The sequence below is a fragment of the Streptomyces rapamycinicus NRRL 5491 genome (assembly GCF_024298965.1).
GTDB lineage: Bacteria > Actinomycetota > Actinomycetes > Streptomycetales > Streptomycetaceae > Streptomyces > Streptomyces rapamycinicus.
Genome location: NZ_CP085193.1, coordinates 11,713,132 through 11,729,285 on the forward strand (window position 1 = coordinate 11,713,132; position 16,154 = coordinate 11,729,285).

The 16,154-nt window shown below is 72.6% G+C and carries 18 protein-coding genes; 12 read left to right on the forward strand and 6 right to left on the reverse strand.

Translation table 11 applies throughout. The features are described from left to right. Positions 1-271 precede the first annotated feature (271 nt). On the reverse strand, positions 272-1,219 hold the full coding sequence (locus LIV37_RS48045; protein ID WP_020874335.1) for a LysR family transcriptional regulator: 948 nt from the start codon (positions 1,217-1,219) through the stop codon (positions 272-274). Positions 1,220-1,307: 88 nt separating this feature from the next. Between LIV37_RS48045 and LIV37_RS48050 the strand changes: the two genes are divergently transcribed. The 6 genes from LIV37_RS48050 (at position 1,308) to LIV37_RS48075 (ending at position 6,883) form a co-directional block, all read left to right on the forward strand. Beyond that, entirely contained in the window at positions 1,308-1,733 is a 426-nt protein-coding gene (locus LIV37_RS48050) for a YybH family protein (protein ID WP_020874336.1), read from the forward strand. Beyond that, entirely contained in the window at positions 1,733-2,923 is a 1,191-nt protein-coding gene (locus LIV37_RS48055; protein ID WP_121826503.1) for a flavin-dependent oxidoreductase, read from the forward strand. Before LIV37_RS48050 ends, LIV37_RS48055 begins: the two co-directional genes overlap by 1 nt. Before the next feature lie 217 nt (positions 2,924-3,140). After that, positions 3,141-4,292 carry an inorganic phosphate transporter gene (locus LIV37_RS48060; RefSeq protein ID WP_020874338.1) on the forward strand — a complete coding sequence of 384 codons (1,152 nt, stop codon included), beginning with the start codon at positions 3,141-3,143 and terminating at the stop codon, positions 4,290-4,292. Between the two features lie 216 nt (positions 4,293-4,508). Beyond that, a complete protein-coding gene (locus LIV37_RS48065) occupies positions 4,509-4,748 on the forward strand; it encodes a hypothetical protein (RefSeq protein ID WP_020874339.1) in 240 nt (79 codons plus the stop codon). Between the two features lie 77 nt (positions 4,749-4,825). Then, entirely contained in the window at positions 4,826-5,668 is an 843-nt protein-coding gene (locus LIV37_RS48070) for a pentapeptide repeat-containing protein (protein WP_020874340.1), read from the forward strand. A gap of 39 nt (positions 5,669-5,707) precedes the next feature. After that, complete coding sequence (locus LIV37_RS48075) at positions 5,708-6,883, forward strand: damage-control phosphatase ARMT1 family protein (protein ID WP_020874341.1); 1,176 nt, start codon at positions 5,708-5,710, stop codon at positions 6,881-6,883. 81 nt (positions 6,884-6,964) lie between these two features. On the opposite strand, the gene LIV37_RS48080 is transcribed toward LIV37_RS48075, so the two are convergent. Together LIV37_RS48080 and LIV37_RS48085 are read right to left on the reverse strand one after the other, a co-directional pair. Then, positions 6,965-7,228 (reverse strand): hypothetical protein, encoded by a 264-nt coding sequence (locus LIV37_RS48080; protein ID WP_020874342.1) that lies wholly within the window; start codon positions 7,226-7,228, stop codon positions 6,965-6,967. Between the two features lie 208 nt (positions 7,229-7,436). Then, the gene (locus tag LIV37_RS48085) at positions 7,437-7,700 is read right to left on the reverse strand and encodes a hypothetical protein (RefSeq protein ID WP_020874343.1); all 264 of its coding nucleotides are present in this window, start codon (positions 7,698-7,700) and stop codon (positions 7,437-7,439) included. A gap of 238 nt (positions 7,701-7,938) precedes the next feature. Between LIV37_RS48085 and LIV37_RS48090 the strand changes: the two genes are divergently transcribed. After that, positions 7,939-8,607 (forward strand): pentapeptide repeat-containing protein, encoded by a 669-nt coding sequence (locus tag LIV37_RS48090; protein WP_020874344.1) that lies wholly within the window; start codon positions 7,939-7,941, stop codon positions 8,605-8,607. Positions 8,608-8,634: 27 nt separating this feature from the next. On the opposite strand, the gene LIV37_RS48095 is transcribed toward LIV37_RS48090, so the two are convergent. The 3 genes from LIV37_RS48095 to LIV37_RS48105 form a co-directional block, all read right to left on the reverse strand. Then, positions 8,635-9,396, reverse strand: a complete 762-nt coding sequence (locus tag LIV37_RS48095; protein WP_020874345.1) for an ArsR/SmtB family transcription factor — start codon at positions 9,394-9,396, stop codon at positions 8,635-8,637. Positions 9,397-9,483: 87 nt separating this feature from the next. Then, entirely contained in the window at positions 9,484-9,990 is a 507-nt protein-coding gene (locus LIV37_RS48100) for a mycothiol transferase (protein WP_020874346.1), read from the reverse strand. A gap of 86 nt (positions 9,991-10,076) precedes the next feature. Further along, positions 10,077-10,898 (reverse strand): maleylpyruvate isomerase family mycothiol-dependent enzyme, encoded by an 822-nt coding sequence (locus tag LIV37_RS48105; protein ID WP_020874347.1) that lies wholly within the window; start codon positions 10,896-10,898, stop codon positions 10,077-10,079. A gap of 170 nt (positions 10,899-11,068) precedes the next feature. Here LIV37_RS48105 and LIV37_RS48110 point away from each other — a divergent pair, with 170 nt between their 5' ends. The 5 genes from LIV37_RS48110 (at position 11,069) to mdlC (ending at position 16,150) form a co-directional block, all read left to right on the forward strand. After that, positions 11,069-11,800, forward strand: a complete 732-nt coding sequence (locus LIV37_RS48110; RefSeq protein WP_020874348.1) for a dienelactone hydrolase family protein — start codon at positions 11,069-11,071, stop codon at positions 11,798-11,800. Between the two features lie 29 nt (positions 11,801-11,829). Next, positions 11,830-12,813 carry an ABC transporter substrate-binding protein gene (locus tag LIV37_RS48115; RefSeq protein WP_185058109.1) on the forward strand — a complete coding sequence of 328 codons (984 nt, stop codon included), beginning with the start codon at positions 11,830-11,832 and terminating at the stop codon, positions 12,811-12,813. Then, positions 12,810-13,619 (forward strand): ABC transporter permease, encoded by an 810-nt coding sequence (locus LIV37_RS48120; RefSeq protein ID WP_121826502.1) that lies wholly within the window; start codon positions 12,810-12,812, stop codon positions 13,617-13,619. The genes LIV37_RS48115 and LIV37_RS48120 overlap by 4 nt, the downstream gene beginning before the upstream one ends. After that, a complete protein-coding gene (locus LIV37_RS48125) occupies positions 13,616-14,440 on the forward strand; it encodes an ABC transporter permease (protein WP_020874351.1) in 825 nt (274 codons plus the stop codon). Before LIV37_RS48120 ends, LIV37_RS48125 begins: the two co-directional genes overlap by 4 nt. 75 nt (positions 14,441-14,515) lie before the next feature. Beyond that, on the forward strand, positions 14,516-16,150 hold the full coding sequence (gene mdlC / locus LIV37_RS48130) for a benzoylformate decarboxylase (RefSeq protein ID WP_020874352.1): 1,635 nt from the start codon (positions 14,516-14,518) through the stop codon (positions 16,148-16,150). The last annotated feature ends 4 nt before the right edge of the window (positions 16,151-16,154 follow it).

Here is a 16,154-nt window from a genome sequence, read left to right on the forward strand (position 1 = left end):
GGTGGGGAGGTGCCCTCGTGCCGCGGGGGGAGACCACGGGAGTGTCGTCCTGAGCGTCGCGATGTCCGGATCGTCAGGGGATGACCGGCGATCGCGAGAGGAATGACCGGCGTGGCTTCGGGGCGCGGGGGCGGTGGCCGCGGGATACGGAGAGTCCCGGTTAGAGGCCCGAGCGCTCACACCCGGTCCGGTCCGGGGCGCGTAGAAGTCCCGTCGCGTCGAACCGGTGCCTGATCATGAGCGCAATTGTGGGATCCGCCCCGGCGAGCTGTCAACGGGGAGTGCGGTGTGCGCGGGGAGGACGAGTGCTCACCCGGCGGCGCGCTGAGGTGGCCGAGGCGGCCGCCAGGGCGGTACGGGCGCGCTCGACCAGGGCCCGGCCGGCCGGACCGCTCGGGCCGTCCGCCCGCCAGGCGAAGGCCAGCCGCCCCCGCAGGGCCGGCCGGTCGATGCGGACCGACCGCAGCCGGTCCGACCGCGTCTCGGCGAACGCACCGGGCAGGATCGCCGCGCCCAGCCCCCGCTCGGCGAGCTGTGCCAGCACCTCCGGATCGCTGGCCTCGAAGGCGATGTGCGGGGTGAAACCGGCGGCCGCGCACGCCTCGTCGATCCGGGTGCGCAGCCCCGTGCCGCGCGGCAGGCTGATCAGCGCACGGCCCCGCAGGGTGTCCAGCGAGATGGCCGTGTGCGCGGCGAGTTCGTGGTCGGGGCGAACCGCGGCCACGATCGGCTGATCCGTGATCACCTCCAGTTCGACCCCGGCCGGGGTCGTGGCGCCCACGCTGACGATCGCCGCGTCGAGCCGTCCCGTGCGCAGACCCTCCAGCAGCTCATCCGAAGTGGCCTCGGTGAGGGTGATCTCCACCGCCGGATGGGCGTCGTGGAACTCCGCCAGCAGCCCCGGCAGATCCACGCTGTGCGAGGTGACCGTCCCGACCGCCACATGCCCGCGCAGCAGCCCCGTCAGTTCGTCCACGGCGAGCCGGGCGCCCTCCACCGCCGCGAGCGCCGCCCGCGCGTACGGGAGCACCGCCGCGCCCGCCTCGGTCAGCCGCACCGAGCGGCCCGAGCGGTCCAGCAGCCGCTCGCCCAGCTCGCGCTCCAGCCGGCGGATCTGTGCGCTGACCCCCGGCTGGGCCACATGCACCTTCTCCGCGGCCCGGGTGAAGTTCCGCTCCTCGGCCACCGCCACGAAGTACTCAAGCTGCCGCAGCTCCATAAGCGATGATTCTAGCAACCAGACCAACCATCTCTTGGACTTCTGGTCGCGCCCGCCGGAGGGTGGAGGCGGAGATAAGGAGTCGACCATGACCGAGACCCGTGCCCGCGCCACCACCCCCGAGGATCTGGCCCGGCTGTTCGTGGAGCGTGCCAACGCCGGGGACGCCGAGGGGCTGGCCGAGCTGTACGAACCCGACGCGGTTCTGGCCTACCCGCCGGGTGCCACGACCGTCGGCCGCGAGGCGATCCGTGCCGTCTGCGAGCGGATGCTGGCGCACGCCCCGCGCCCCTTCCGGGTGGAGGAGGCGCTGCCGACCGTCCGCTACGGCGATCTGGCCCTCACCTCGACCCGCCCCGCCGACGACACCGGCGGCCGGGTGCAGGTGGCCCGCCGCCAGCCGGACGGCACCTGGCTGCGCATCATCGACCGCCCCGAGATCCGCTCCGCGGACGGCCCCGGGATCCGTCCCGAGGTCCCCTCCGAGATCCGCCCCGGGGCCGGGGCCGAATGATGCGTGTGCTCATCGCCGGGGGCGGGATCGGCGGACCGGCCACCGCCCTGAGCCTGCACGCCGCCGGGGTCGAGACGGCGGTCGTCGAGAGCACCCGCGAGATCCGGCCACTCGGCGTCGGGATCAATCTGCTGCCGCACGCCGTGCGCGAGCTCATCGAACTCGGCCTCGGCGACGAGCTCGCCGCCATCGGCGTGGCCACCGCCGAGAACGTGTACTGCGACCGGTTCGGCAAGCGGATCTTCACCGAGCCGCGTGGCCTGGCCCAGGGCTACCGCTGGCCGCAGTACTCGGTCCACCGCGGGGAGCTCCAGCGGCTGCTCCTCGCGGCGGTCCGCGAGCGCCTGGGCGCGGACGCGGTCCGCACCGGGGCGCGGATGGTGGGATTCGAGGACTCTGGGCAGCGGGACAGCGTACGCGTACGCGTCCTCGACCGGGCGACGGGGACGGTCGAGGAGACGGCCGCGCGGGCGCTGATCGGCGCCGATGGGCTGCATTCCGCGGTCCGTGCCGCGCTGCACCCGCAGGACGGCCCGCTGCTGTGGTCGGGCATCCGGATGTGGCGGGGCACCACACGAGCCGAGCCGTTTCTGACCGGGCGCTCGATGGTGATCGTGCGCGACGAGGACGCCGAGCTGGTCGCGTATCCGATCGGCGGCGGCCGGGCCAATTGGGTCTGCCAGGTGCGGATGTCCGAACCCGGGCCGCTCACCGGGGAGGCGGCCTGGCACCGGGCGGGGCGGCTCGCCGATGTGCTGCCGCACTTCGAGGACTGGCGGCTCGGCTGGCTCGATGTGCCGGGTCTGCTGACCGGCTGCGACGAGATCCTCGAATACCCGATGGTCGACCGGGAGCCGCTGCCGTGGTGGGGGAGTGGCCGGGTGACCCTGCTCGGCGACGCCGCACATCCGATGTATCCGGTGGGGGCCAACGGCGCGTCCCAGGCCGTCGTGGACGCCCGCGTCCTCGCCAGCGAGCTCGCGCGGACGGACGATGTGCCCACCGCGCTGGCCCGCTACGAGACCGAGCGCCGCGAGGCGACGGCGGCCGTCGTACGGGCGAACCGGGCCATGAACCGGGCCGGTGCCCGGACCCCCGAGGAGCTCGCCCGCGTCACCGACACCTACCGGGACACCACCGGAGGCGATGTGCGCACGCTCAACGCCCGCGCCTCCCTGAGCCGCCCGTGAGCCCTCCGGCCGGCGGGAGCGGCACGGCACCGGAGCCGGGCGGGGCCGTATTCCACGGCGCCGACCCGGCCCGGCCGTTGGGCCGTACATCAGCGTTGGCGCCCGTCTGACACCGCGCTTAGCGTGGACATCAGACAGTGGACATCAGACAGCGGTCCTCACGAGACGGTCCGACGCGGTCGATGTGCCGGGCCACTCCTGGTGCGGGAGGTCGGGAATGGACTCCGTCTCCTTCCTTCTGGTGGCCGTCATCCTCACGGCACTGGCCTTCGACTTCACCAACGGCTTCCACGACACGGCCAATTCGATGGCCACGTCCATCGCCACGGGGGCGCTGTCGCCCCGGCTCGCCGTCCTCGTCGCCGCGGTGCTCAATCTGGCCGGGGCGTTCCTCTCCACGGAAGTGGCCAAGACGATCTCCAACGGCATCGTCGACGACGCCAAGGTCTCCCCGGTCATGATTTTCGCGGGGCTGATCGGGGCGATCCTGTGGAACATGATCACCTGGCTCGCCGGGCTGCCGTCGAGCTCCTCGCACGCCCTGTTCGGCGGGCTGATCGGCGCGGTGTGGGTGGGCGCCGGGGAATCCGCGGTGCGCTTCACCGCGATCGTCCAGAAGATCGTGATTCCGGCGGTCACCTCACCGGTGGTGGCCTGTGTGGTGGCCATGCTGGCGACCTATCTCGCGTATGTGATCACCCACCGCGCGGCCGCCCCCGTGACGCGGAAGGGCTTCCGTGCGGGCCAGGTGGGATCCGCGTCCCTGGTGGCCCTCGCCCACGGCACCAACGACGCGCAGAAGACGATGGGGGTCATCACCCTCACCCTCATCGCCGGTGGTGTGCTCGGCCATGGCTCCGGGCCACCGTGGTGGGTGGTGCTCAGCGCCGGTCTGGCGATCTCACTCGGCACCTATGTCGGCGGGTGGCGGATCATCCGGACCATGGGCAAGGGGCTGACCGACATCCAGCCCCCGCAGGGCTTCGCCGCCGAGACCAGCGCCACGGCGGTGATCCTGGCCTCCTCGCACCTGGGCTTCCCGCTGTCCACCACGCAGGTGTGCACGGGCAGCATCCTGGGCGCCGGGCTCGGCCGCAGGCTGGCCCATGTGCGCTGGGGGATCGCCGGGCGGATCGCGGTGTCCTGGCTGCTGACCCTGCCCGCGGCGGCGGCCGTGGGTGGGGTGGCGGCCTGGGTGGCGGGCCAGGGCAACACGGGGGTGGCCCTGGTCGCGGGCGTCGCCGTCGCGGCGGCGGTGGGCTTCTACGTGCTCTCGCGCCGGCGCCCGGTGAACCCGGACAACGTCAACGAGCCGCGGGTTCCCGAGCGCGCCGGGCGCACCCTGGACACGACCGTCCGACCCGGCTAGGGGGCTTCTGACGGATCTCCGTGGAGGAAGGAGCGGCGTCAGGGGGCACCTCCCAGCGGTAGCTGGGGGAGCGTGCTCTCGGCGTGCCGGGCGGAAGCCCTCGTAGCGGAGCTACTAGGGGTTTTGTCCGGTGCGGCGAGAGGGCGTGCCGGGCGTCGCGACGCCGCGGAGATCCATCAGAAGCCCCCTAGGACCCACGAGAAGGAGGTGATCCGTATGGGCACCACCTGGGGCACGATCGGCGGGGTCTTCGGGGTCAGCCTCGGGGTCACCGTCCTGGTGGTCGTGATGTTCTCCCTCGGCGTCACCGCATGGGCCCGCGCCGGTGGCGGCACCCCGCGCCACGGGGGCCGCCGCGGCCGTCTCGACAGGGTGGCGGCGGCCGCGGCGGTGGTGTGCTTCGCCGCGTGCCTGGCGATCGCCGCCTATGGAATCGAGCTGATCATTCCCGGCTGACTCCGCTTGCGACAATGGAACGCCACCGAGCACCGCCCGCACCGCGGTGCTCTTGTCCACGCGGGAGACCACGCACGGTGTCAGATACGACCGAACCCCCCTCCGCCGACCCGGCCGCCGCGCACCGCCCCGCCCTGCGGGCCGACTGCGCCAACTGCTTCGGGCTGTGCTGTGTCGCCCTGCCCTTCGCGGCCTCCACGGACTTCGCGATCGGCAAGGACGCGGGGGAGCCCTGCCGCAACCTCCGGGCCGACTTCCGCTGCGGTATCCACTCCCGGCTGCGCGAGGAGGGCTTCCCGGGCTGCACGGTCTACGACTGCTTCGGCGCCGGGCAGAAGGTCTCCCAGCTCACCTTCGACGGCCGCGACTGGCGGCGGCACCCCGGGACGGCCTCCGAGATGTTCGCCGCCTTCCCCGTCATGCGCCACCTCCACGAACTGCTCTGGTACCTCACCGAGGCGCTGGCCCTCCCGGCCGCCCGGCCCGTCCACGGCGCGCTGCGTGAGGCGCTGCGGGAGACCGAGCGCCTCACCCTCGGCAGCGCCTCCGAGCTGAGGGAACTCGATGTGGCGGCCCACCGCGACCGGGTCAATCAGCTGCTGCTGCGCACGAGCGAGCTGGTGCGGGCCCGGATCCCGGGCAAGAAGAAGAACCGCAGGGGAGCCGATCTCATCGGCGCCGACCTGAGGGGAGCCGATCTGCGGGGCGCCAACCTCCGCGGCGCCTGTCTCATCGCGGCGAACCTCACCCGGGCCGATCTGACGGCGGCCGATCTGATCGGAGCCGACTTCCGGGACGCCGACCTGAGCGCGGCCGACCTGCGGGGGGCCGTCTTCCTCACCCAGGCCCAGCTGAACGCGGCCAAGGGTGACGCCGCCACCCGGCTGCCGCCGTCCCTCACCCGCCCCGCGCACTGGTGACCCCGCCGCGCCACCACGCGGTGTGCGACCCTGGCTGCCATGTCCGACACCGTCGACGCGCCCGTGATCCGCAGCGATGAGCCAGGATCGTTCGCTCGGAGTGTGCTGGCCGAGCGCCATCCCGCACTGATCGAGAAGGTGCGCGACGCCTTCCCGTACGGCCCCGGGCAGCACCGCGCCCTCGACGCGTTGCGCGACAACGCCGCCGAGGGCACCATCGCCCCGCTCCCGCCCACCGCGTACGACCACGACCGGTGGGCGGTGTGGGGCCGGGAACACTTCGGCCGGTCCTGGTTCGACGTCCCGTTCCTGTGGGCGGAGAGCTACTTCTACCGCCGGCTCCTGGAGGCCGTGGGCTACTTCGCGGACGGCCCCTGGCGGGGCGTTGACCCGTTCCGCCCCTTCAAACAGGCCGAGCTGGACACCCCCGAGGCCGAGGCCGAACTGGCCACGCTCGACGACCTCCTGCGCAAGCCCGCCGGGGAACAGGCGGCCGCGCTGGTGCACGGCTCACTCTGGGGCAACCGTGCGGACCTGGGCTTCCGCATCTCCGCATCGGCCGCGGACGCGCCTGGCGCCGACACCCCGCCGCTGGTCGCGGACGACTCGGAGGCGCTGTGGTCGCTGCTGCCCGTCGGCTCCCCGGCCACACTGTGCGTGGTGGCGGACAACGCCGGGCGGGAGCTGCTCCCCGACCTCGTCCTCATCGACCATGTGCTCCACCACGGGCGCGCCGAGCGGGTGGTGCTCCAGGTGAAGCCGTATCCGTACTACGTATCCGACGCCACCACCGAGGATGTCGTCGACTGTCTGCGCCGTCTGGTGCGGGCGGAGGGCGCCGCGGCGGGGACCGGCGGACGGCTGTGGGCCGCCATGGGCGACGGGCGGCTCACGGTGCGGGCGCACGACTTCTTCCGCGCCCCGCTGCCGTACGAGCAGATGCCCGGCGATCTGCGCGGCGAGTTCGCCGCGGCCACGCTCACCGTCCTGAAGGGCGATCTGAACTACCGCCGCCTCGTCGGCGACCGGCTGTGGCCCCCGACCACCTCCTTCGCCGACCGCACCGGGTACTTCCCCGGCCCGGTGGCCGCGCTGCGCACCCTGAAGTCGGATGTCATCGTCGGGCTCGACGAGCGGACCGTGGCCACGCTGGACGCGCACGAGGACCACTGGCGCACCAGCGGCGCCCATGCGCTGATCCAGGTACGGGGATGAGTCGGCGCTCCCCTCACTCCTGAGGGGGGTGAGGGGAGCGCGCTGCTTCAGCGACTGTGGCGGCCAGGGTTCCGTTGGAGGTTATCCGCCGATGTTGTTCAGGCAGGTGCTGCCGATCTTGATGTCACCGCTCGGGCCTACCGCGCCGGTGGAGAACGCCTGCCCGTTACGGGTGTCACAGTCATTCTTCTGGAAGATGAAGGTGGAGATGTCGACGCTGGTGGGGACGTCGGAGCTTCTGTCGGAGCCGCCGCCGTAGCCGTTGGCGGTGGCGGTGCCGGTGCCGAGGAGCGCCAGGGTGCCGGCGGTCGCGGCCAGCAGGGCGGCCTTCTTCGCGATCTGCATGGATTCCTCCGTGTCGGGTCGCAGTGCGAGATATCTGACGATCAGATTTAACGGAGGAAATGCGGAGAAAGTCGGGTAAGCGCACCGGGAAGTGACCCGTTTGGTGCACCATGTCATCCGGGTCGAAAGAGACGTGCTCCTCTCACCGCTGTGAGGTGAGGGGAGCACGCCGAGACGGCGACCCCGTTCGCCGGGGTTCCGCCGGAGATTACCCGCCGATGTTGTTGAGGCAGGTGCTGCCGATGTTGACGTCACCGCTCGGGGCGGCACCGCCGATGGAGTAGGCGCCCCCGTTGAGGGTGTCACAGTCGTTGCTCTGGAAGATGAAGCTGGACAGGTTGATGCTGCTGGGGACGTCGGAGCTTCTGTCGGAGCCGCCGCCGTAGCCGTTGGCGGTGGCGGTGCCGGTGCCGAGGAGCGCCAGGGTGCCGGCGGTCGCGGCCAGCAGGGCGGCCTTCTTCGCGATCTGCATGGATTCCTCCGTGTCGGGTCGCAGACTGAATGGATCTGACAGTCCGATTTAACGGAGGGGGCCCCGGAGAAATGCGCTCAGCACACCGGAGAATGGGCCATCCGGCGCACGTAATCGCCCTCCGGCGAGTGTACGGCGGTCCAGAGGCCGCCCCTCCGGCGCTCCCGGCGGGGATGTCGGTGGGGGATGGCACTATCGGCCTCGTACGCGGTCCGCCCCCCCGAAAGTGAGCCCTCGCATGGTGCCGTCCCCCCGTGAACTCACCGATCTGCCCTTCGCGGACCATCTGCGGCCGTTCGACGGGGACTTGGTGGAAGGAGGCGACTACGACACCGTTCATCTGGACGGCGACGCCTTCGACGGAGCCGTGTGCGACCACGCCAGGTTCCTCGAGTCCGCGTTCTCCTCGGTGACGTTCACCGGGGGCCGTGGCCGCGGGGCCCGGTTCAACGAGGTGTGGCTGGACGGGGTGCGATGGGTGGGCACCGACCTGGCGGACACCGACTGGCTGGACGGCGAGCTGGGCGGCTGTGTGCTGGCCGGTCTTGAGATGTTCTCCGCGCGGCTGCACCGGGTGACCTTCCACCGATGCAAGCTGGAATCGGTGAACCTCCGCACCGCCACGCTGCGGAATGTCACCTTCGTGGACTGTCTGCTGCGCGATGTGGACCTCGGCGGCGCGGGGCTGACGGAGGTGGCCTTCCCGGGGTCGGCGCTGGAGGGTGTGCGGTTCGGCAAGGCACGGATGGCCAAGGTCGATCTGCGCGGGGCCACCCGGCTGGAGATCGCCGACGGTTATGACGCGCTGGGCGGCGCCACCATCGACGGCGGGCAGCTGATGGAGCTCGCGCCGATGCTCGCCGACGCCTTGGGGATCACGGTCCGGGACGGTGGGGCCGCACGGTGAGCCCCCACGTCCCACGGTGACCGAGGTTCACTGGGGGATCAGCCAGGGCTGCTGCGGCAGCGGGCTCCCCGTCTCGATCAGCGACTTCAGATTGGACAGCACCGCGGCCCAGCCACCGGCCGCCGCGGTCCGCTCGGCCTCGTCGGCCAGGTTCTCATGGGTCACGGTCAGCCGGACGATGTCGCCGTGCGGCTGGATGTCGAAGGTGACCCGGGAGGGCTCGGCGGTGGCATCCGCGTCGGGCGCGGCCCAGGTGGTCACCAGCCGGGTGGGCGGTGAGCTCTCCACGACCGTGCCGACGACATCGGCGGTGCCGGAGCCGTCCGTCCGCCGATGCTCCCACGGGGAGCCGACCCGCCAGTCCGACACATTGCTGTGGCCCCAGTACTCGGCCGTGAGGTCGGCGTCGGTCAGCGCGTGCCAGACCTTCTCCGGTGTGCTCTCGATATAGATGACGTACACGAACGCCGGCTTGTCGGCCATCGTTTCCTCCGCTTGTCGCTTCACCAGGCTCAGCGCGCGCAGTCGCGGGCGCTCGAACTTGTCGATCCAGCGCTCCTGGATCTCATTGAGGGGGACGGGGTTGAGGTAGTGGAGTTTTTCGCGGCCCCGCCGCACCGTGCTGACCAGATTGGCGGCCTCGAGGACGGCCAGATGCTGGGTGGCCGACTGGCGGGTCATCTCCAGCCGCCGGCACAGCTCGCCCAGCGTCTGGCCGTTGTGCTCATGCAGCCGGTCCAGCAGATACCGCCGGGTCTGGTCGGCCAGCGCCTTGAAGACCTTGTCCATCTCTGAGCTCACACCGAACGTTATGCAGGTGATTGCCTGCATGTCAATGCGGGCGGTGCGACAGCCCCGCATCCCGGTGATTTCGCGCTATCGCCTGCGGATCGCGCCGTGGATGAACGCCGCCTGCCCTGCGTGCTGCAGATCGTCCGAGACCACGCTGACCAGCCGGACGCCGAGGGTCACCGCCGGGGTCCACCGCTCGTCCACGATCCGGTCGAGATCGGAGTCGCGCAGGCCGCGCACGAACGCCAGGGTGTTCTCGTGGACGGCGTCGTAGTACCCGGTGAGCAGTTCGGCGTCCGCCCGCACCGCCGCCACGTCCTTGCTCCGGTGGCCGTAGCCGGTGGCCTCGGGCGGGAACGGCAGACCGAACCGCTCGGCCCAGCCCTCCGACGTCCACAGCTGCTCGGTGCCCGCGGCGTCGGCGATGTGGTCGTCCTGGACCCGGGTCAGATGCCACACCAGCCAGGCGATCGAATTGGCCCCGCCGTCCAGCCGTACGGCCAACTCGCCCTCCGAGAGCCCGTCCACGGCCGTCCGCACCTCCTCGCGTACCCGCTCGAAGGCGTCGGCCAGCAGATCGGCGCTGTTCATTCGCGGCTCCCTCGCTCGTGGTCGGCTCCGGCCATGGTCGCACCCCGCGGCCCCGGCCGCGGGGTGCCGACTCGCCGGGCCGCGGTTCACACGGGCGGGACGAGGGTGAAGTAGCGGTCGAGCGCCGCCTGGTCGCCGGTCACCTTGTCGAGCCGGTCGGCGGGGAGCCGCTGCCACAGGAACAGCATCAGGTCCGACGCGGTCCCGGCCAGCTCGACATCGCCGGACCCCCCCTCGGTGTCCTCGTCCCCGGCGCCGGTGGTGAGCCGTACGTCGTCGCCGTCGAAGCGGACCGTCCACCGGCCCGGACCGTCGGTCCGGCGGAACCGGAAGCGCTCGCCCGTCCCGGGCGGGGCCTCCCGCCACGCCCGCCGGGCCGGGGCCATCACCTCGAAGGTCTGGGCCACGGCGTCCACCGCGAGGTCGGGCTCCACCGGCCGGGCCGGTCCGCCGGCCGCCTGCTCGGCGTCCCAGCGGTGCAGGGCCGCCTCGATGGTCTGCATCCGCAGCCAGAAACCCGCGGTCCGCTCCGCCGACCACGTCCACACCGCCAGCCCCGGATCCTCGCTCCGGAACAGCCCCCCGAGCCGCGCGGCCCCTTCGGCGAACCAGTCGACGAGACTCACCGGCACCGGCCCGTGATGCGGCCCGCCCGTGGCCGCCGGCCAGCCCTCGCGGTCCTCGGGAAGCTCGAAGAGGGCGGCGTCCGTGATGTCCGGCTGCCGGTCGAGCCGCTCCCGGATGACGCGGGCGACCAGGCGATGCACCCCGCCCAGGTGCAGTACCAGATCCGACATCGTCCAGTCGGGGCAGGAGGGGATCAGCGGCGCGTCCGCCCCGTCGGCGGCGCCACGGGCCGCCTGCTCGAACGCCACGATCTCACGGTGGAAATGGGCTGAATAGTCCATGCGCCGCACTCTGCCAGGTGGTGGCCGCCGTTGCCATACACCGCCCGGCCACTCGGTGCGCCTTCGCTGTCGGCAGACCGAATCGGCCCCCGGCGAAGCCGCACGAACCCGGCGCACCGCCGCTGTTAGCTTCCCCTCAATCCCCAAGGCGAAGAACAAGGAGCCCGGCGATGGTGACGACCAGACGCATCGAATACCCCGTGGACGGCACCACCATGGTGGGCCATCTGGCGCTGCCCGGGGGCACGGACCCGCGCCCCGCCGTGCTGATCGCCCATGAGGGCCCCGGCATCACCGACCACCAGCGCGAGCGCGCCGACCGGCTCGCCGAACTCGGCTATGTGGCATTCGCCCTCGACTACCACGGCGGCGGACGGTTCATCGAGGACCGCGAGGAGATGTTCGCCCGGATCGACGAACTGCTCGCCGACCCCGACCGCATGCGCGCGCTCGCCGGAGCCGGGCTCGCGGTGCTGACCGCCGAACCCCGGGCCGACACCTCGCGGCTCGCCGTCATCGGCTACTGCCTGGGCGGCACCTTGGCCCTCGAACTCGCCCGGAGCGGCGTGGACCTCAAGGCCGTGGTCGGTTTCCACCCCGGTCTGACGAGCACCCGGCCCGAGGACGCCGCCAACATCACCGGCAAGGTCCTGGTCTGTGTGGGGTCCGAGGACCCGTTCATCCCGGTCGAGCGGCGTCTGGCCTTCGAGGCGGAGATGCGGGCCGCCGGGGTGGACTGGCGCATGCACCTCCACGGCGGCGCACTGCACAGCTTCACCCACCCCGGCCTCGACCCCGATCCGGTGGCCCGCCCGGGGATCGGGTACCACCGGCCCTCCGCCGAGCGGGCCTGGCGGGCCATGCTCGACCTGTTCGACGAGGTGTTCCCGGCCATGGTGTGAACAGCGCACGGCCCTTATCGTGAAATGCCATGAGAGTCCAACTGCGCTTACCCCCGGCAAAGTTGGCCGCGACCGCCACGGTCACCGCCGTGCTTCTCGCCGGATGCGGCGGCTCCGACGAGGACTCCGGCGCCGGGAGCGGGCCGGAGAAGAAAACGATCACGGTCGCCGGACTGCCGCTCGCCGATGTGGCCGCCCTGCACATCGCCATGGACCGCGAGCTCTTCGAGAAGGAAGGGCTGAACGTCCGCGTCCAGCCGGTCCAGCAGAGCGTCCAGGCGCTGCCCGCGCTCGCCCACGGCCAGGTGGACGTCATCGGCGGCGCCAACTTCGTGACGTTCCTCCAGGCCCGCGAGAAGGGCACCCTGGCCACCCGGGTGCTGGCCGAGGGCGCGCGCAACGCCCCGCGCATGATGGAGGTGCTGGTGCCCGCCGACTCCAAGATCAAGGAGCCGCGGGACCTCGAGGGCAAGAAGGTCGCGGTCAACATCCTCAACAACATCCAGTCGCTCACCCTCAACGCCACCCTCGGCAAGGCCGGAGCCGGCCGGCCCGACTACCGGCAGGTGCCGTTCCCGCAGATGGGCTCGGTACTGGAGCGGGGCCAGGTGGACGCCGTGCACGCCGCCGAGCCCTTCGCCACCGCGCTCAAGCGCGAGCTGAAGGCCCGCACGGTGGTCGACGGCAACGCGGCCCCCGTCGCCGGACTGCCGCTCAGCGGCTATGTCACCACCGACACCTTCATCGACAAGTACCCCAAGACCGCCGCCGCCTTCCAGCGCGCCATCTCCGCCGCCCAGGCCGTGGCCGCCAAGGACCGTGGCGCCGTGGAGAAGACACTGCCCGGCTATACGAAGATCAAGCCGGCGGAGGCCGCCGCCATCGGCCTGCCCGGCTACCCGGCCACCTCCAGTGCCGTCCAGCTGAAGCGGCTCATCTCGCTGATGCGGGCGCAGAAGCTGCTCACCAAGGACCTCGACCCCGCCGCCGTCCTCTACCAGCCCGCCGAGTGAGCCCCGCGACGGTCAGGCGGAAGCGCGCCGGGCGGGCCAGGAGCGCGCTGCTCGGCGCCGTCGGCGTGCTCGTGGCCTTCGCCGCCTGCGAGGCCCTGGGCCGCTCCGGGACGGTGCGGAGCGCTTTCCTGCCGCCCGCCTCCGAGGTGCTGGTACGGGCCGTCGAACTCGGCGGCGACACCGCCTTCCTGAACGGCGTCGGCGCGACCCTCCAGGCATGGGCCACCGGGCTCGCCCTCGCCTGCGCCCTCGCCATCCCCCTCGGGCTGCTGCTGGGCAGTGTCCCGGCGGCCGCGCAGGCAACGCGGGTGCTGATCGAGTTCCTGCGCCCGGTGCCGTCGGTGGCCCTCATCCCCCTGGTGTCGCTGCTGCTCGGCGCCGGCAGCGAGACCACGGTCGCCCTCGTCACCTACGCGTGTGTCTGGCCCGTGCTGTTCAACACCGTCTACGGGCTCGGCGAGACCGATCCGCTGGCCAAGGACACGCTGCGCGCCTTCGGCTTCGGGCGGCTCGCCGTCCTCTTGATGGCGGGTCTGCCGTCGGCCGCCCCGTTCATCGCCGCCGGGGTGCGCATCGCGGCGGGCACCGCCCTGATCCTCGCCGTGGCCGGCGAGATCCTCGCCGGATTCGGCGAGGGTCTTGGCACCTTCATCGCCCAGGCGGGCATGGCCACCGACGGCACCCGCGACGTACTGGCCGGAGTGGTGTGGGCGGGAGCGCTCGGCCTCGTCATCAACCTGGCGCTCACCGCGGTCGAACGGCGGCTGTTCCCCTGGGCGCCCGAGCACCGCGGGAGCGGCACATGACCGCGCAGGCCACCCCGCCCGGTGCCGCACAACGGCTGCCCCGGACCCTCGCGCTGCGGCTCGGCGTCCCGGTGGTGGCCGTGGCGCTGTGGCAACTCGCCGCGCGGGCCCGCGGCAGCGTGTTCTTCCCGACCCCCGCCCGGATCGTCGACCACGGTTATCACCTGTGGTTCTCCGGCCCCGCCGAACGGGCGTTCCTCACCGACGCGGCGGTCCGCGACCTGCTGCCCAGCCTCGGCCGGGTGCTCGCCGGATTCGCCCTCGCCGCGGCCGGTGGCATCGTGCTGGGGCTCGCTCTGGGCCGCTCGCGCACCGTGTACGCGCTGTGCGATCCGGTGCTGCAGTTCGCCCGCGCCGTGCCCCCGCCCGCGCTGGTGCCCGTCTTCGTCGTGGTCTTCGACCTCGGCACGCCGATGCAGCTCGCCTCCATCGTCTTCGGCGCCATCTGGCCCGTACTGATCAACACGGCCGAGGGGGTCCGCGGCATCGATCCGCTGCGCCTGGACGTCGCCGCCACCGTGCGGATGCGGCCCGCCGCGCGGATCGTGCTGCTGTATCTGCCCGCCGCGCTCCCGCGCATCTTCGCCGGGCTGCGGCTGAGCCTGTCGCTCTCGCTCATCCTGATGGTGTTCTCGGAGCTGCTGCCCGGCACCGCCGACGGCATAGGCTTCTCGCTCACCGACGCGCAGACCCGCTCCGATCTGCTCACGGTGTGGGCGGTGATGGTGCTGCTCGGCGCGCTCGGGCATCTGCTCAACAGCGCGCTGCTCGCCGTCGAGCGCCTGGCTCTCGGCAGACACCGCGCGGCGCACCGCACCTGACCACCCGTGAGCAGGACCCGCCCCCGTCCAGCAGACGCAGGACACGCCCCCACACCCAGCAGAGGAGGTGGCCCCATGGCCGGGCCCACCACCCACCCCCCGACCACCACGGTCCGCGAGGCGGTGCTGGCACTGTGCCGCGCCACCGGGATGACGACCGTCTTCGGCAACCCGGGCTCCACCGAACTGCGGATGTTCCGCGACTGGCCCGAGGACTTCCGCTATGTGCTCGGCCTGCAAGAATCCACCGCCGTCGCCATGGCCGCGGGCCACGCCCTGGGCACCGGGCGGGCGGCGCTGGTCAGCCTGCACTCCGCCGGGGGAGTGGGCCACTCCCTGGGAGCGGTGTTCAACGCCTACCGGGACCGGGTGCCGGTGGTGATCATCGCGGGGCAGCAGTCCCGTGCGCTGCTGCCGCTGCGGCCCTTCCTCGGCGCCGACGAACCGGCCCGGTTCCCGCGCCCGTATGTGAAGTTCAGCAGGCAGCCGGAGCGGGCCGCCGATGTGCCCGCCGCGCTCGCCGAGGCCCACCGCGTCGCCATGAGCCACCCCCGGGGCCCGGTCTTCCTCTCCGTACCGGAGGACGACTGGGACCGCCCCGCCCAGCCGGTCGCCCCGCGCACCGTGCACGGCGGCTACACCGCCGACCCCGCCGCGCTCACCGGCCTCGCCCGAGCACTCGACGCCTCGGCGCGCCCCGCGCTGGTCGTCGGGCCGGGCGTGGACGACGAGCGCGCCGTACGGGAAGTGGCCGGACTGGCCGAGCGGCTGCGGGCCGCGGTGTGGATCAGCCCGCTCTCCGGACGCTCCGGCTTCGACGAACGCCACCCGCTCTTCCAGGGGTTTCTGCCACCCGTCGCCGACCAGCTGGCGGAGCGGCTGGCCACCCATGACGTGGTGGTCGCGCTCGGCGCCCCGCTGTTCACCTACCACGTGCACAGCGAGGCCCCGCCGCTCGCCGACGGCACCGAGCTGTACCACCTCGACTGCGACCCCGCGCAGGCGGCGTGGCTCCCGGTGGGCACCAGCGTCGTCACCACCCTCCGCCCCGCCCTGCGCACCCTCACCGAACTCGTCCGGCCCGTCGACCGGCCCGCGCCACCGCCGCGGCCCGCCCCCGGGCCGCCGCCGGTCACTTCGACGGAGGAGATCTCGCCCGAGCTGGTGATGGACCTGCTGCGCGAGCGGCTGCCCCGGGACACCGTGCTGGTCGAGGAGACTCCCAGCCACCGCGACGCCCTCCACGCCCGCCTCCCCATCAGCGGCGAGGGCCGTTTCCTCACCACCGGCAGCGGCGCGCTGGGCTGGGGGCTGCCGCTCGCGGTCGGCCGCGCCCTCGCGGACGGCGAACGGGTGGTGTGCGTCGTCGGCGACGGCTCGGCGCTCTACTCGGTGCAGGCCCTGTGGACCGCGGCCCGGCACCGCGCCCCGGTGAGCTACGTCCTGCTCGACAACGGCGGCTACGGCGCGGTGAAGGCACTGGGCCACCGCATCGGCATCGCACCCGTGCCGGGCACCGACATCGGCGGTATCGACTTCGCGGCGCTCGCCGGGTCCTTCGGCTGCCCGGCCGAACGGGTGGAGCACCCCGGCCACCTCCCCAAGGCCCTCGACCGGGTGCTCGCCCTCGGCCGCGACGACGGGCCGCTGCTGCTCCAGGTCCGGGTCCCCGCCGACGACTCCCCGGCGTACGAGCCCTGGGCCCGGTGAGGCG

Bases quoted from the DNA above. Each gene is read 5' to 3' on its own strand.
- LIV37_RS48065 (WP_020874339.1), top strand. From the start codon at position 4,509: ATGGGCACCACCTGGGGCACGATCGGCGGGGTCTTCGGGGTCAGCCTC.
- LIV37_RS48055 (WP_121826503.1), top strand. From the start codon at position 1,733: ATGCGTGTGCTCATCGCCGGGGGCGGGATCGGCGGACCGGCCACCGCC.
- LIV37_RS48110 (WP_020874348.1), top strand. From the start codon at position 11,069: ATGGTGACGACCAGACGCATCGAATACCCCGTGGACGGCACCACCATG.
- LIV37_RS48090 (WP_020874344.1), top strand. From the start codon at position 7,939: ATGGTGCCGTCCCCCCGTGAACTCACCGATCTGCCCTTCGCGGACCAT.
- LIV37_RS48080 (WP_020874342.1), bottom strand. From the start codon at position 7,228: ATGCAGATCGCGAAGAAGGCCGCCCTGCTGGCCGCGACCGCCGGCACC.
- mdlC (WP_020874352.1), top strand. From the start codon at position 14,516: ATGGCCGGGCCCACCACCCACCCCCCGACCACCACGGTCCGCGAGGCG.
- LIV37_RS48095 (WP_020874345.1), bottom strand. From the start codon at position 9,396: ATGGACAAGGTCTTCAAGGCGCTGGCCGACCAGACCCGGCGGTATCTG.
- LIV37_RS48085 (WP_020874343.1), bottom strand. From the start codon at position 7,700: ATGCAGATCGCGAAGAAGGCCGCCCTGCTGGCCGCGACCGCCGGCACC.
- LIV37_RS48060 (WP_020874338.1), top strand. From the start codon at position 3,141: ATGGACTCCGTCTCCTTCCTTCTGGTGGCCGTCATCCTCACGGCACTG.
- LIV37_RS48100 (WP_020874346.1), bottom strand. From the start codon at position 9,990: ATGAACAGCGCCGATCTGCTGGCCGACGCCTTCGAGCGGGTACGCGAG.
- LIV37_RS48115 (WP_185058109.1), top strand. From the start codon at position 11,830: ATGAGAGTCCAACTGCGCTTACCCCCGGCAAAGTTGGCCGCGACCGCC.
- LIV37_RS48045 (WP_020874335.1), bottom strand. From the start codon at position 1,219: ATGGAGCTGCGGCAGCTTGAGTACTTCGTGGCGGTGGCCGAGGAGCGG.
- LIV37_RS48105 (WP_020874347.1), bottom strand. From the start codon at position 10,898: ATGGACTATTCAGCCCATTTCCACCGTGAGATCGTGGCGTTCGAGCAG.
- LIV37_RS48125 (WP_020874351.1), top strand. From the start codon at position 13,616: ATGACCGCGCAGGCCACCCCGCCCGGTGCCGCACAACGGCTGCCCCGG.
- LIV37_RS48075 (WP_020874341.1), top strand. From the start codon at position 5,708: ATGTCCGACACCGTCGACGCGCCCGTGATCCGCAGCGATGAGCCAGGA.
- LIV37_RS48050 (WP_020874336.1), top strand. From the start codon at position 1,308: ATGACCGAGACCCGTGCCCGCGCCACCACCCCCGAGGATCTGGCCCGG.